The sequence below is a fragment of the Rhodosalinus sp. 5P4 genome, from assembly GCF_041365695.1.
In the GTDB taxonomy this organism is placed as follows: domain Bacteria; phylum Pseudomonadota; class Alphaproteobacteria; order Rhodobacterales; family Rhodobacteraceae; genus Rhodosalinus.
This window is the reverse complement of sequence record NZ_JBGFSJ010000012.1, coordinates 1-11,051: the sequence shown is the minus strand read 5'-3', so window position 1 is coordinate 11,051 and position 11,051 is coordinate 1. Positions and strand designations below refer to the sequence as shown.

Annotated in this window: 15 protein-coding genes and 2 tRNA genes; 2 read left to right on the top strand and 15 right to left on the bottom strand. The window is 68.7% G+C overall.

Annotated elements, in window-relative coordinates; translation table 11 throughout:
• Nucleotides 1-429: 429 nt before the first annotated feature.
• The 12 genes from AB6A69_RS16200 to hisD form a co-directional block, all read right to left on the bottom strand.
• Nucleotides 430-504: transfer RNA gene (locus tag AB6A69_RS16200), tRNA-Phe, on the bottom strand.
• A gap of 77 nt (nucleotides 505-581) precedes the next feature.
• Nucleotides 582-758, bottom strand: a complete 177-nt coding sequence (locus AB6A69_RS16195) for a DNA gyrase inhibitor YacG (protein ID WP_371061566.1) — start codon at nucleotides 756-758, stop codon at nucleotides 582-584.
• Nucleotides 755-1,789, bottom strand: coding sequence for a ribonuclease E/G (locus AB6A69_RS16190; protein ID WP_371061567.1), 1,035 nt, complete (start codon nucleotides 1,787-1,789; stop codon nucleotides 755-757). The genes AB6A69_RS16195 and AB6A69_RS16190 overlap by 4 nt, the downstream gene beginning before the upstream one ends.
• Nucleotides 1,786-2,361: a nucleoside triphosphate pyrophosphatase gene (locus tag AB6A69_RS16185; RefSeq protein ID WP_371037964.1), complete on the bottom strand. Its 576-nt coding sequence runs from the start codon at nucleotides 2,359-2,361 to the stop codon at nucleotides 1,786-1,788. The genes AB6A69_RS16190 and AB6A69_RS16185 overlap by 4 nt, the downstream gene beginning before the upstream one ends.
• Before the next feature lie 4 nt (nucleotides 2,362-2,365).
• The gene (infA, locus tag AB6A69_RS16180) at nucleotides 2,366-2,584 is read right to left on the bottom strand and encodes a translation initiation factor IF-1 (RefSeq protein WP_005620785.1); all 219 of its coding nucleotides are present in this window, start codon (nucleotides 2,582-2,584) and stop codon (nucleotides 2,366-2,368) included.
• 82 nt (nucleotides 2,585-2,666) lie between these two features.
• The gene (locus AB6A69_RS16175) at nucleotides 2,667-3,557 is read right to left on the bottom strand and encodes a carbon-nitrogen hydrolase family protein (RefSeq protein WP_371061565.1); all 891 of its coding nucleotides are present in this window, start codon (nucleotides 3,555-3,557) and stop codon (nucleotides 2,667-2,669) included.
• A gap of 173 nt (nucleotides 3,558-3,730) precedes the next feature.
• Complete coding sequence (locus AB6A69_RS16170) at nucleotides 3,731-4,312, bottom strand: GNAT family N-acetyltransferase (protein WP_371054599.1); 582 nt, start codon at nucleotides 4,310-4,312, stop codon at nucleotides 3,731-3,733.
• Nucleotides 4,312-4,713: a ketosteroid isomerase-related protein gene (locus AB6A69_RS16165; protein ID WP_371061564.1), complete on the bottom strand. Its 402-nt coding sequence runs from the start codon at nucleotides 4,711-4,713 to the stop codon at nucleotides 4,312-4,314. The genes AB6A69_RS16170 and AB6A69_RS16165 overlap by 1 nt, the downstream gene beginning before the upstream one ends.
• A complete protein-coding gene (locus AB6A69_RS16160; protein ID WP_371037960.1) occupies nucleotides 4,710-5,171 on the bottom strand; it encodes a low molecular weight phosphatase family protein in 462 nt (153 codons plus the stop codon). Before AB6A69_RS16160 ends, AB6A69_RS16165 begins: the two co-directional genes overlap by 4 nt.
• A gap of 3 nt (nucleotides 5,172-5,174) precedes the next feature.
• Entirely contained in the window at nucleotides 5,175-5,654 is a 480-nt protein-coding gene (locus tag AB6A69_RS16155; protein ID WP_371037959.1) for a UPF0262 family protein, read from the bottom strand.
• Between the two features lie 72 nt (nucleotides 5,655-5,726).
• Nucleotides 5,727-6,356 carry a trans-aconitate 2-methyltransferase gene (locus tag AB6A69_RS16150; protein WP_371061563.1) on the bottom strand — a complete coding sequence of 210 codons (630 nt, stop codon included), beginning with the start codon at nucleotides 6,354-6,356 and terminating at the stop codon, nucleotides 5,727-5,729.
• 4 nt (nucleotides 6,357-6,360) lie between these two features.
• On the bottom strand, nucleotides 6,361-7,662 hold the full coding sequence (gene hisD / locus AB6A69_RS16145; protein ID WP_371061562.1) for a histidinol dehydrogenase: 1,302 nt from the start codon (nucleotides 7,660-7,662) through the stop codon (nucleotides 6,361-6,363).
• Nucleotides 7,663-7,837: 175 nt separating this feature from the next.
• On the opposite strand from hisD, the gene AB6A69_RS16140 reads away from it, so the two are divergent.
• The gene (locus AB6A69_RS16140) at nucleotides 7,838-8,242 is read left to right on the top strand and encodes a cytochrome c (RefSeq protein ID WP_371037956.1); all 405 of its coding nucleotides are present in this window, start codon (nucleotides 7,838-7,840) and stop codon (nucleotides 8,240-8,242) included.
• 19 nt (nucleotides 8,243-8,261) lie between these two features.
• On the opposite strand, the gene AB6A69_RS16135 is transcribed toward AB6A69_RS16140, so the two are convergent.
• Genes AB6A69_RS16135 through AB6A69_RS16125 form a run of 3 tightly spaced genes read right to left on the bottom strand, consistent with a single transcriptional unit; the run spans nucleotide 8,262 to nucleotide 10,227 of the window.
• Entirely contained in the window at nucleotides 8,262-8,741 is a 480-nt protein-coding gene (locus AB6A69_RS16135; RefSeq protein ID WP_371061561.1) for a DUF2948 family protein, read from the bottom strand.
• Complete coding sequence (gene murA / locus AB6A69_RS16130) at nucleotides 8,738-10,009, bottom strand: UDP-N-acetylglucosamine 1-carboxyvinyltransferase (RefSeq protein WP_371061560.1); 1,272 nt, start codon at nucleotides 10,007-10,009, stop codon at nucleotides 8,738-8,740. The genes AB6A69_RS16135 and murA overlap by 4 nt, the downstream gene beginning before the upstream one ends.
• A gap of 2 nt (nucleotides 10,010-10,011) precedes the next feature.
• Entirely contained in the window at nucleotides 10,012-10,227 is a 216-nt protein-coding gene (locus AB6A69_RS16125) for a hypothetical protein (RefSeq protein ID WP_371061559.1), read from the bottom strand.
• Between the two features lie 84 nt (nucleotides 10,228-10,311).
• On the opposite strand from AB6A69_RS16125, the gene AB6A69_RS16120 reads away from it, so the two are divergent.
• Nucleotides 10,312-10,386, top strand: a tRNA-Thr gene (locus AB6A69_RS16120).
• The last annotated feature ends 665 nt before the right edge of the window (nucleotides 10,387-11,051 follow it).

Sequence of the window (11,051 nt, the reverse complement as noted above, 5' to 3'; positions counted from 1 at the left end):
CCGGCCACCCCAACCGTAGCTACCAGACCCGTTATGCACTAAGACTGAAACCGGACCACTTCATTGGGGCAGGTCACCCCAACCGAGCGAGGATGGCCATTTAGGCGATGCGGACGCATGCCGAGTATCGGGCCCAGCAGGAGGAGTATCGTATCGCCATGGCGGCGGCGAAGACCCAGCGCCGTGCGGTGACGAATGGCGCGCCGGAACGCATGACGACGACGAAATCCTCGCGCGCCTCTTCTGCATCAACCAGCAGCGCCGCGCCGCGACCTGACGCGCAGAGCCCGGTAGCCTTACCGGCGCGCGCCCGTCCGGCCGCGGGCGCGAGCGGCCGTCCAACGGACCGCTAAGGGTGGATATTTGGGGGGATCAAGCCGCGCGGATTTCTAGAAAATCCAGCAATACCAATGGCTTAAGATGATTTTATGGTGCCCGGGGGCGGAATCGAACCACCGACACGAGGATTTTCAATCCACTGCTCTACCCCTGAGCTACCCGGGCACGGGCGCATGGCGTTGATGCGGGGTGGCGGCGTTCTAGGCGCTGTTGCGCCGGCTGTCCAGAGGCTTCACGACAGATTATCGATCGCCGTTCATCCCGCCCTCTTCGGGGTCGTCCGCATCGTCACTGGCGGGCGATCCGGGCAGGGCATACCGGCCGGAGAGCCAGCGGTAGAGGTCGATATCGGCGCAGCGCCTCGAGCAGAAGGGCCGGGCGGCGGGGTCCGTCGGTTTCTTGCAGATCGGGCAGGTCACGGGCGGGCCAGGGGCGGCCGCGCGCGTTGGCGTTGAAGCTCGACATGACCGAGCGGGGTCCAGCCCACGAGTGCGGTGTCGACCGGGTCGCGGCGGAATGCGGCGCGCAGCGCGGCGTCGAGCTTCGGCCGATCCTTTCGCGGCATCGGCGCTGGGTCGATGACGATCTGCCCGCCGAGACCCCGAATCCGAAGCGCCCGCGGCAACGCCTTCGCGGCGGCGAGGTTCGCCTTGAGCCCGGCGGCGGCGGACACGTCCGCGCCCGTGTCGACATCGACGGCGACCAGCGCGCGCGTCGCCTCCACGGTCATGCGCGCCCCGCCGGGGAGGGCGGTGTCCGGCGCCGCGAGCGCGTCGATGGCGTCGAGCACGCCGGTCTCGGCGAAGCTGTCGGGCCCACGCTCCACCTGCGCCGGCTCGGTCCATTCGCGCCAGGCAAGCGCGTGGGGTCCGTCGCCCTCCACGAGCGTCTCGGGGGCAGGCCCGGTATCGGCCAGGATCTTGCGCGCCAGATCCGTGACCGCGCGGATATCGGCGGCGATCGCGTCGTCCTCCGCCTCCGCGCAGGACGAGCGCAGGACGAGACCGAGCGACGCCCCGGCCTCGCCCGCGTCCGGCAGGAAAGTGCTTTCGGCAAGCCCGATCAGCGCGTCGCGGCGTGTTTCGTCACGAATGCGGCGGCTGACATTCACGCCGGGCACATCGGGCGTCGCGATGGCGTAACGGCTTTTGAGCATGACGCGCGTGGTGACTGGAAACGCCTTGCCCGGCTCGGCATGGCCGCTGACCTGGACGATGAGCGGCTTGCCCGGCGCGACGCCCTTCGCCTGGCGCAGGAAGGCCATGCCGTCCGGCGTGCGCACGAACATCCCGCCAAGCCCCTTGAGCGGCCGGTCGGGAAGGGCGCGGTAGATCGTCCCCGGGCTGGGCGTGTCGCCGTCGACGAAGAGATCCTCGAGCACCCCGTCCACCAGTAGCGCGGCCGCCTGACGGCCCCGCCACGCCCCGAGCGCCACGATACGCCCCTTCACGGCGTGCGCCATAGCGGCCATCCCGCCGCCTGCAGAAGCCCCGCCGTCTCGGAGAGCGGCAGGCCCACGACGCCCGAGTAGGAGCCCCGGATCCACGGGATGAACGCCTCGGCCATGCCCTGGATGCCGTAGCCCCCCGCCTTGCCGTGCCAGTCGCCGCTGGCGAGATAGGCGGCGATTTCCGCCGCGCCCAGCCGCTTCATCTTGACCGTCGTCGTCACCGCGCGCTCCCAGACGCGTTCGCCGCGCCGGACCGCCACGGCGGTCACGACCTTGTGCCGCCGACCCGAGAGAAGTTCGAGAAAGGCCCGCGCCTCGGCCTCGTCGGCGGGCTTGCCGAGGATGCGTCGGCCGACGGCCACGGTCGTATCGGCGCACAGCACCAGATCGGTTTCGCCCGCGGGCACCGCTTGCGCCTTGCGGGCGGCGATCCTGACGCAGTAGCCGCGCGGCAGCTCGCCGGGCAAGGGCGTTTCGTCGATCTCGGGGGGGTGTATGTCGTCGGGCGTCACGCCGAGCCGGGCAAGCAGTTCACGCCGACGGGGGCTGGCGGAGCCCAGAATCAGCCGCAACCGCTTACTTGAAGCGATAGTTGATCCGACCCTTGGTCAGATCGTAGGGTGTCATCTCGACTTGGACCCGATCGCCCGCGAGGACGCGGATACGGTTCTTCCGCATCTTTCCTGCCGTGTGCGCGATGATCTCATGGCCGTTTTCAAGCTCGACCCTGAATGTCGCGTTCGGCAGGAGCTCCTTCACGACACCGGGAAATTCGAGCGTATCTTCCTTGGCCATGATCTCTCCTGTCTCTGCGTTCCGCCCTGTCGCGGAACGCGCTAGTAAATGAGGGCTTTCGGAGGGATTTTCAAGACACCATTCAGCGCAGCGCGCAGGTCGTGACCGCGCCGATGCGCGGGGCCTGCTCGTCCCAGTGAGTGGCGTTGAGCACCACCCCGTCGGCGCGCACCTGCGCGATCCGGTCGCGGTCGATCTCGGCGAAGGTCCAGCCGGACGCATCGACCGCGCCGGCGGCAAGCACGCCGGTGGCGGGGAATCCGGTGTCCGGCGGGCCGAAAACACCGCCCGCGCCCGCGTTGGTGTCCACGGCCGGCGACCAGCGCGCATCGCCCACGGTCGAGGACATCACGCTCACGCACTGCCCTTCGAGGGCGCGCGCCATGGCACCGATGCGCACGCGCCAGTAGCCGGCCAGCCTCTCGGTGCAGGACGGGACCAGCAGGATTTCCGCGCCGGCCTCGACGAGGGCCCGCGCGAGCAGCGGATATTCCGCGTCATAGCAGATCAGGATGCCGATGCGGCCCAGCGCCGTTTCGAAAAGCTTGAGCGAGCCGCCCGAGACCACGTCCCACTCCTCGCGTTCGAAGCGGGTCATGATCTGCTTGTCCTGATGGCCCTGCGCGCCCGAGGGCGCGAAAAGGCAGGCGCGGTTCACCGGCCGCGCGCCGAGCGCGGGATCGAAGACCGGCGCGGACGCCGCGAGGATGTGCACCCCATGGGCGCGGGCAAGCCCCGCGTGCAGGGCGCCGGCCTCTTCCATGCGCTCGGAGACGGCGTGAAGCGAGCGTTCCAGATCTCCGGCGGCCGCCTCGCCCGCAAGGGTCGCGAGTTCCATGGCGCCATATTCGGGAAACACCAGAAGGTCGGCCCCTTGCCCCGCGGCCTCGGCGACCCAGGCGGCGATCTTGTCCTCGTACTGCGCCCAGTTTTGCAGCCAGTCCATCGGATAGGCGGCGGTGGCGACTTTCATGTCCGATCTCCCTTGACTGTACCGCGGCAGGAAATCGCTTCGAAGCGATTTCCGCAAGCGGGTTCGGGCCCGGGCCGGCCCCCGGCCCACCCGTCGGGCGCCGCCCGAGAGAGCAGGGCGCCCGCGCCGCCCGGGGGCGGCGCGAAAGACCGTTCGAACGGTCTTTCGCTGCCTCAGAGCTCGCGCATCCAGAACTGGAGCGGTTTTTCCGTCTCTTCCGGCTGGTCTGTGTCCTTCCAGCTGAAATGCGCCACGACGCCGGGAAGCGGCGCGTAGCCGCGTTTGCGCCAGAACGGGTCTAGGGGCGCGTGATCGGCAGGGCGCAGCGGATGGTCGGCGGGGCGCAGCACGCCACAGAAACAGACTTTCGCATAGCCGAGGCGTCGCGCGTGCGCCTCGCGCAGATCGAAGAAGCGATGCCCGACGCCCTGCCCGCGATAGGCCGGAAGAAGCACCGATTCGGCGCAGTAGAAGAGGCTGGACAGATCGAGTCCGGTGCCCTCGAAGGCGGCGGCGAAATCATCGGCGTGATCGGTCATCGGCGTGCCCGTCGCCGCGCCGACCAGCCGATCGCCGTCGAAGGCGCCCACGAGAACCGCGCGCTCGCTCTCCCGGTAGACCTCCAGGTAGCGGCGCTCGTAGTCGAAATCCCCGTCGTAGAGATAGGGAAAGGCGCGAAACACCTCGATCCTCAGCCGCGCCACGTCGTCGAGTGCCCGCTCCAGCGCCTCGCCCGTCAGGGTCTCGACCCGCATCATGAGACCTGCCGGATCCAGTCGGCGAGGTTGTAGTAGGTCACGATGCGCGTGATCTTCCCGTCGCGGAGCGAGAAGAACGATCCCGCCGGCAGACGATAGGTCTGCCCGCGCGCCTCCGGCAGCCCCTCGTCCGTGGCCAGGTAGGTGCCGTTCACCATGTATTCCGCGGCCGCCCGCGCGCCGCCCTCGGCCTCGAACACCACCATGTCGGTCAGGGTTTCCCTGTAGCAATGGCCCATATGGGCGCAGAACTCGCCGAAGGCGGTCTTGCCGACGCGCACGCGCCCCTCGTTCACGTGATGCTCCACGTCGGTATCCAGGCAGTCGAGCATGCCCTGCACGTCGCCCGCGTTGAACGCGTCGAAATAGCGCCTGACGGTTTCGCTTGCCGTTGTCATTCGTCCTCCTGTGGCTGTCCCCATGTCTCGATGAGCTTGGCCGCGATCTGGTCGCGGGTCTTGCGGTAGGCGGCGAGCTTGGCCTCGCGCGTCTCGCCCAGACCGGTCGGATCCATGATCGGCCAGTATTCCACGTCGATATGGAAGAACCGCGTGAGGTCGAGCGCCCGATGGCGGCTTGCCGGTGAGAGCGCGATGACGAGATCGAAGGCCGACAGGTCATCGCCCCATTGCTGCATCTCGTCGAAGCTGCGCACCCGGTGGCGGGCGAGTTCGACCCCGATCTCGGCGCATACGGCGATGGCGAACCCGTCGATGTCGAGATCCGACAGCACGCCGGCGGACTGCACGTAGGTCTCGAAGCCGTAGAACTTCTTCATGATGCCTTCCGCCATGGGCGAGCGGACGGCGTTGTGATCGCAGCAGAAGAGGACCGACTGCGGAAGGTCCAGGGCCACCGTTCAGCCCCCGAAATGCAGCACGCAGATCAGCGTGAAGAGCCGCCGCGCCGTCGCCTCGTCGACGTCCGCCTTGCCCTCCAGCCGCTCCTGCAGGATGCGGGAGCCCTCGTTGTGGATGCCGCGCCGGGCCATGTCTATGGTCTCGATCTGGCCGGGCGGCAGCGTCTTGACGGCGTCGAAATAGCTTTCGCAGATCTGGAAGTAATCCTTCACCACCTGACGGAACGGGCTGAGCGACAGATGGAATTCCGCCGCGTCGCTCCCGTCCTCGGTGTCGATGTCGAAGACGAGCCGCTTGTCGCGGATCGCCAGCCTGACCCGGTAGGGGCCCTCGGGCACGGCGCGTTCCTCCCGCGCCGGCAACGCGAAGCGGTTTTCCTCGAGCAGGTCGAAGATCGCCACCCGCCGCTCCTGTTCCACCTCCGGCGTGGGCGGGGGCAGGTTGCTGTCGTCGATCTCGATATGGCTTATGCGGGACATGGGATGATGCAGTTGAACAGCGGCTCTCGCGCCCTGACTAGCCCGCCCGTGCGCCGTGCACAATCCGCCCGCTCATGCGGTGTGGCGGAACACGCTCGTCTGGAACCTCTGTTCGGCGCCGGCCGGCGTGACGTGGGTGAGGCGCTCCGTGGCGAGCAGCCGGAAGCGGCGCGGGGCTAGCGCATCGAGCTCGGCGGCCAGATCCTCGGGCGCATAGCGCTGCACGGGCAGTCCCGAACATCTGTCTGGCCCGTCGTCGGCGAAGGTCGACAGGATAGCTGTGCCGCCGTCCCGGAGCGCCTTCTGCATCGTGTCGACGTAGGCCGCGCGATCGGCGGCCTCGACGAGAAAGTGGAACGCGGCCCGGTCATGCCAGACGGCATAGTTGCCGCGGTCCGGACTCCAGCCCGTCACGTCGGCCGTCACGAAGCGCACCCCGGGCACGTCCTCTCCGAGCCGCGCGCGCGTCTGCGCCACGGCCGCTTTCGAAAGATCGAGCAGCGTCACGGGTCCGAGCCCCCGCGCGATCAGCAGGTCTACCAGCCGCGACCGGCCTGCGCCGACGTCGATGATCGGATCGCCCGGCGCGGCATGGGCCGCCACGCGTGCGGCGAGCCGCTCCGGCGCCGACTCGAACCAGCTCACCTCCGCCTCGTCGCGCCCCTCGTAGACCTCGTTCCAATGCGTTTCATCACTGCCCATGCGGTCACTCGTTCAGCTTCGCCAGGCGCGCGGCCACGGACAGCCCGTGCGCCTCGAGGCTTTCGGCCCGGGCGAGGCGCTCGGCCGCGGGCCCGATCGCGCGAAGCGCCTCGGGCGTCATGCGCGCCGTGGTGGTGCGCTTGAGGAAATCGAGCACGGAAAGACCCGAGGAGAACCGCGCCGACCGGGCGGTCGGCAGCACATGGTTGGGCCCGCCCACGTAATCGCCGATGGCTTCGGGGGTCCACTGCCCGAGAAAGACCGCCCCCGCATTGGTGATGCGCGCGGACAGCGCCTCGGGGTCTGCGACGCAAAGCTCCAGGTGTTCGGGCGCGATGCGGTCGGCGAGCCGGGCCGCCTCGTCGAGGTCGCGCACGGTGACGATCGCACCGAAGTCGCGCCAGCTCGCCCCGGCGATGGCGCGCCGCTCGAGCGTCTCGAGCCGCCTGTCCACCGCCGCGGCCACGGCCCGTCCGAACGCCGCGTCGGTGGTCACGAGAAGCGCCTGCGCGCTTTCGTCGTGTTCGGCCTGACTCAACAGGTCGAGCGCGATCCAGTCGGGATCGTTGTCGCCGTCCGCGATCACCAGGATCTCGGACGGCCCGGCGATCATGTCGATGCCCACGCGGCCGAACACGCGCCGCTTGGCCGCCGCGACATAGGCGTTGCCGGGCCCGGTGATCTTGTCCACCGGGCGGATCGTCTCGGTGCCGTAGGCCAGCGCCGCGATGGCCTGCGCGCCGCCCACCCGGTAGATCTCATCCACCCCCGCGATCCGCGCGGCCATCAGAACGAGGGGGTTCGCCTTGCCGTCGGGCGTCGGCACGGTGATGGCCAGCCGGCCCACACCGGCGGTCTTGGCCGGCACCGCGTTCATCAGCACCGACGAGGGGTAGGAGGCAAGCCCGCCGGGCACGTAAAGACCCGCCGCCGCCACGGGCCGCCAGCGCCAGCCGAGCGTCGCGCCCTCGGGATCGGTCCAGGAGGCATCTTCGGGCATCTGGCGGGCGTGATAGGCCCGGATGCGCTCGGCGGCGAGTTCGAGTGCCGCGCGCTCCTCGGGCGTGACGCGGGCGCACTCGGCCTCGATCTCCTCGGGCGTGAAGGCCAGGCGGTCGGGGGTGAGCTCCAGCCGGTCGAAGCGCGCGGTCAGTTCCACGAGCGCCGCGTCGCCGCGCGCGCGCACGTCGGCGATGATCGCGGCCACGGCCGCGTCCACATCGGCGCTGTCCTCGCGCTTGGCCTCGAGCAGCGCCGCGAAGACGGCCTCGAAGTCGTGCTCGGCGGTATCGAGAAACTGGGGCATGCGTCGCCTTCCCTGCGTCTTGCTGCGGACATAGCCGCGTGCGCGCCGGCCCTCAAGTCCGGTCCCCCCGACATGCGCCGTTGACGGCCGTCAATGCGCGCCCCGGCGCCGCCGGGAACACTTGACCGACGGGTCATCGGGCCCGGACAGGACAGGACAGGAAGGAGCACGTCAAATGAAAGCGAACCGCAACTTCGGCGCCGCCCTGGGGGCCGCGCTGGCGATCCTCGTGGCGCCCATGTCGCAGGCCGAAGAGGTCGGGGAGGCGGAATACGTCGCGGCCTGCGCCTCGTGCCACGGCGCGTCCGGCGAAGGCGATGGACCGCTTGCCGATCTCATGACCGTCGAGGTGCCTTCGCTTACCGGGCTTTCGGCGGCCAATGACGGGACCTTCCCGATGCTCGACGTCATCCAGGTGATCGACGGCCGCACGGGTGTGCGCGGACATGGCTATCCGATGCCGGTCTGGGGCTCGCGCTACAAGGCCGAGGCGATGGAGGCCGGCGAATACGCCGCCGAGATCGAGGTGCGCGGCCGGGTCCTCTCGCTCGCGATGTACATCCAGTCGATCCAGGAATGACGGGCCGCGCCGGGGCGGCTCAGTCGCCATGCTCCGGCGCCTTCCCCGAGGGCGCGCGGTAGGGGCGCGTCACGTCCCGAAGCCGGAGTTCCAGCGCCTCGACCTCGAGGCGGATGGCGCCGTCGCCCGCAAGCACGAGCGTCAGCGCGCCGGCCCCTTCCGGCCCGGGTTCGAACTCGAGCGCGAGCAGCGACAGCACCACGTCCGCGTCGCGCCGGTCGATGCCCTGGCTCGCCACCCCGAGCACGTTCTCGACCGCAAGGACCGATCGCGTCCGCTCATAGGGCCGCCCGCGCGCCTCGGCCGCGGCGCGGTCCTCCCAGCGGAACCGGTTCACCAGAAGCGAGAAGCGCCGGCGCCGCGGCTCCCACAGTGTTTCCGTGGCCGGGAACACCGCGTCCTGCAGCAGTGCGGAGATCACCGGAACGTCCTCGGCGTCGAGCGCGCCCAGATTGAGCGGCGTCTCCCGTCCCTCCTCGAAGCGCGCGTCGCGGGTCATTGCGCCGGAACCCTCTCGATCTTCGCACCGACAGCCGAGAGCTTTTCCTCCACGCGCTCGTATCCGCGATCGAGGTGGTAGACGCGGTTGACGGTCGTATCGCCCTCCGCGGCCAGGCCCGCGAGGATCAGGGACACGCTGGCGCGCAGATCCGTGGCCATCACCGGCGCGCCCTTGAGCCTGTCGACGCCGGTGACGCGCGCGGTCCCGCCCTGCACGTCGATCCGCGCGCCCATCCGCATCAGTTCGGGCGCATGCATGAAGCGGTTCTCGAAGATCCGCTCCTCGAGAACGGAGGCACCGTCCGCCGTGCACAGAAGCGCCATCATCTGCGCCTGCAGGTCGGTCGGGAAGCCCGGAAACGGCTCGGTCGTCACGTCCACCGCCTTCACCCGGTCGCTCCGGCGCGACACCTTGAGACCGTTCGCGGTCTCGGTCACGTCGATCCCGGCGGCGTCGAGCTTTTCGCAGAAGGCGCCGACGAGGTCGATCCGCCCGCCGAGGCACTCCACCTCGCCGCCGCAGATCGCGGGCGCGAGCATGTAGGTGCCCAGCTCGATGCGGTCGGTCACCACCCGGTGCGTCGCGCCGTGGAGCCGGTCCAAGCCCTCGACCGTGATCTCGTCGGTGCCTTCGCCCTCGATCGCCGCCCCCATCGTCCGAAGGCACCGCGCGAGGTCCACGATCTCGGGCTCGCGCGCGGCGTTGCGGATCACCGTCGTGCCGCGGGCGAGCGTCGCGGCCATCAGCACGTTCTCCGTCGCGCCGACCGAGACGAAGGGAAACTCGACCGGGCCGCCCCTCAGCCCGCCGGCCGGCGCCCTCGCGTGCACGTAGCCGTCACGCAGATCCATCTCCGCGCCGAGCGCTTCGAGCGCGCGCAGGTGCAGATCGACGGGCCGCGCACCGATCGCGCAGCCGCCCGGAAGCGAGACCTCGGCCTGGCCCGCGCGCGCCAGCAGCGGCCCCAGCACCAGGATCGAGGCGCGCATCTTGCGCACGATGTCGTACTCGGCCCGGTGCCCCGTGAGCGCGTGGCTCGACAGCGCCAGGACCTGCCCGTCCTGGAGCGCGGACACCTCCGCCCCCAGCGACTGCAGCAGCGTCGTCATCGTGCGGATGTCGGAAAGCCGCGGCGCGTTCGTGAGCGTGAGCGGCTCCTCGCTCAGCAGTGTCGCGGGCATCAGGGCGAGGCAGGCGTTCTTCGCGCCCGCGATCGGGATCTGCCCGTGAAGCGGGCCATTGCCCGTGACGATGATGGAATCCATGCCTACTGCCCTCTCTCGCCGCCTGTGCCCCCGCCCGTTCCGGCGGTGTCGTTCTCGTTGCGCGCGGCATCGTCGCCGTCGTCGCGCGCGGCGTCATCGCGGGCGCGGGCCTGCGCCTTCCGCCGGGCGATATTCGCCTTGAGGGCGGCCTTCAGCCGCTCTTCCCGCCCTTCGTTCGGCGGACCGGAGGCCCCTTGCCGCTTCGCGCCTTTCGTCATGAAAAACCTCTACAGGAGCCCGGGCGCAGCGTCCAGAATGCGCTTGCGCGACCGGGCGATAGCGTCTAATGACCCGCGCGTCGGGCTGCCGTAGCTCAGGGGTAGAGCACTCCCTTGGTAAGGGAGAGGTCGAGAGTTCAAATCTCTCCGGCAGCACCATTTCTCCATTTAGGCCCATCAAATCCCCTAACACCTTGAAGGGAAAGGCACTTTTTATAGTTCCATACCCTTGATTCCGGCAGTACCTCGGAGGCTCTGCAAACGCCAACCAAAGCAGTGTCTGCTTAACCGGATGATTACCATTTTTATAGATATTCCAGTGGCTTGAGAGGAAGCGAAGCGTTGGTTCCATACAATCCTCCAGCCTTGCCCTGGTCGGCACGTCTTTTGCTGCCCTTTCAGCCAACACAAGCTTCTGTCGCTCAAGCTTCGCGATGCGCTCTTCCAGCTTCAGCACAACCGTTCGGTTCGACGCTTCAACAAGTCGATCCAGAAGCTCATCAATTTGCTTCTCTGTTTCCTTGAGTTGGCGCTTCCACTCATAACGCGCTTCGTGCGCTTTCTGGGCACGCATCTCCCAGGCATCAGTGAACATTGCCTTCACAAGCCCAAAAAGCTTCTAAGAAGGTGTCATGCGCTGAAGGATAGCATCGAAATCGTCTTCGACCCTCGCGCCCGGGATACACTTACGTTTTTCCTCGCAGCCTCGCGTCTCACAGCGATAGTAGGCGTAGCGCTTGGGGCATCCTGAACCGCGCCGGGTTTGCCGGAGGCTCCAACTCTTGAGTAGGATGGAGCATCATGAGCAAGACTACGAACAAGTA

What these genes read in the sequence shown, in the direction of transcription:
- infA (WP_005620785.1), bottom strand. Translation starts at nt 2,584, where the DNA reads ATGGCCAAGGAAGATACGCTCGAATTTCCCGGTGTCGTGAAGGAGCTC.
- AB6A69_RS16125 (WP_371061559.1), bottom strand. Translation starts at nt 10,227, where the DNA reads ATGACGAAAGGCGCGAAGCGGCAAGGGGCCTCCGGTCCGCCGAACGAA.
- AB6A69_RS16135 (WP_371061561.1), bottom strand. Translation starts at nt 8,741, where the DNA reads ATGACCCGCGACGCGCGCTTCGAGGAGGGACGGGAGACGCCGCTCAAT.
- AB6A69_RS16165 (WP_371061564.1), bottom strand. Translation starts at nt 4,713, where the DNA reads ATGACAACGGCAAGCGAAACCGTCAGGCGCTATTTCGACGCGTTCAAC.
- AB6A69_RS16140 (WP_371037956.1), top strand. Translation starts at nt 7,838, where the DNA reads ATGAAAGCGAACCGCAACTTCGGCGCCGCCCTGGGGGCCGCGCTGGCG.
- AB6A69_RS16170 (WP_371054599.1), bottom strand. Translation starts at nt 4,312, where the DNA reads ATGCGGGTCGAGACCCTGACGGGCGAGGCGCTGGAGCGGGCACTCGAC.
- AB6A69_RS16150 (WP_371061563.1), bottom strand. Translation starts at nt 6,356, where the DNA reads ATGGGCAGTGATGAAACGCATTGGAACGAGGTCTACGAGGGGCGCGAC.
- AB6A69_RS16175 (WP_371061565.1), bottom strand. Translation starts at nt 3,557, where the DNA reads ATGAAAGTCGCCACCGCCGCCTATCCGATGGACTGGCTGCAAAACTGG.
- hisD (WP_371061562.1), bottom strand. Translation starts at nt 7,662, where the DNA reads ATGCCCCAGTTTCTCGATACCGCCGAGCACGACTTCGAGGCCGTCTTC.
- AB6A69_RS16155 (WP_371037959.1), bottom strand. Translation starts at nt 5,654, where the DNA reads ATGTCCCGCATAAGCCATATCGAGATCGACGACAGCAACCTGCCCCCG.
- murA (WP_371061560.1), bottom strand. Translation starts at nt 10,009, where the DNA reads ATGGATTCCATCATCGTCACGGGCAATGGCCCGCTTCACGGGCAGATC.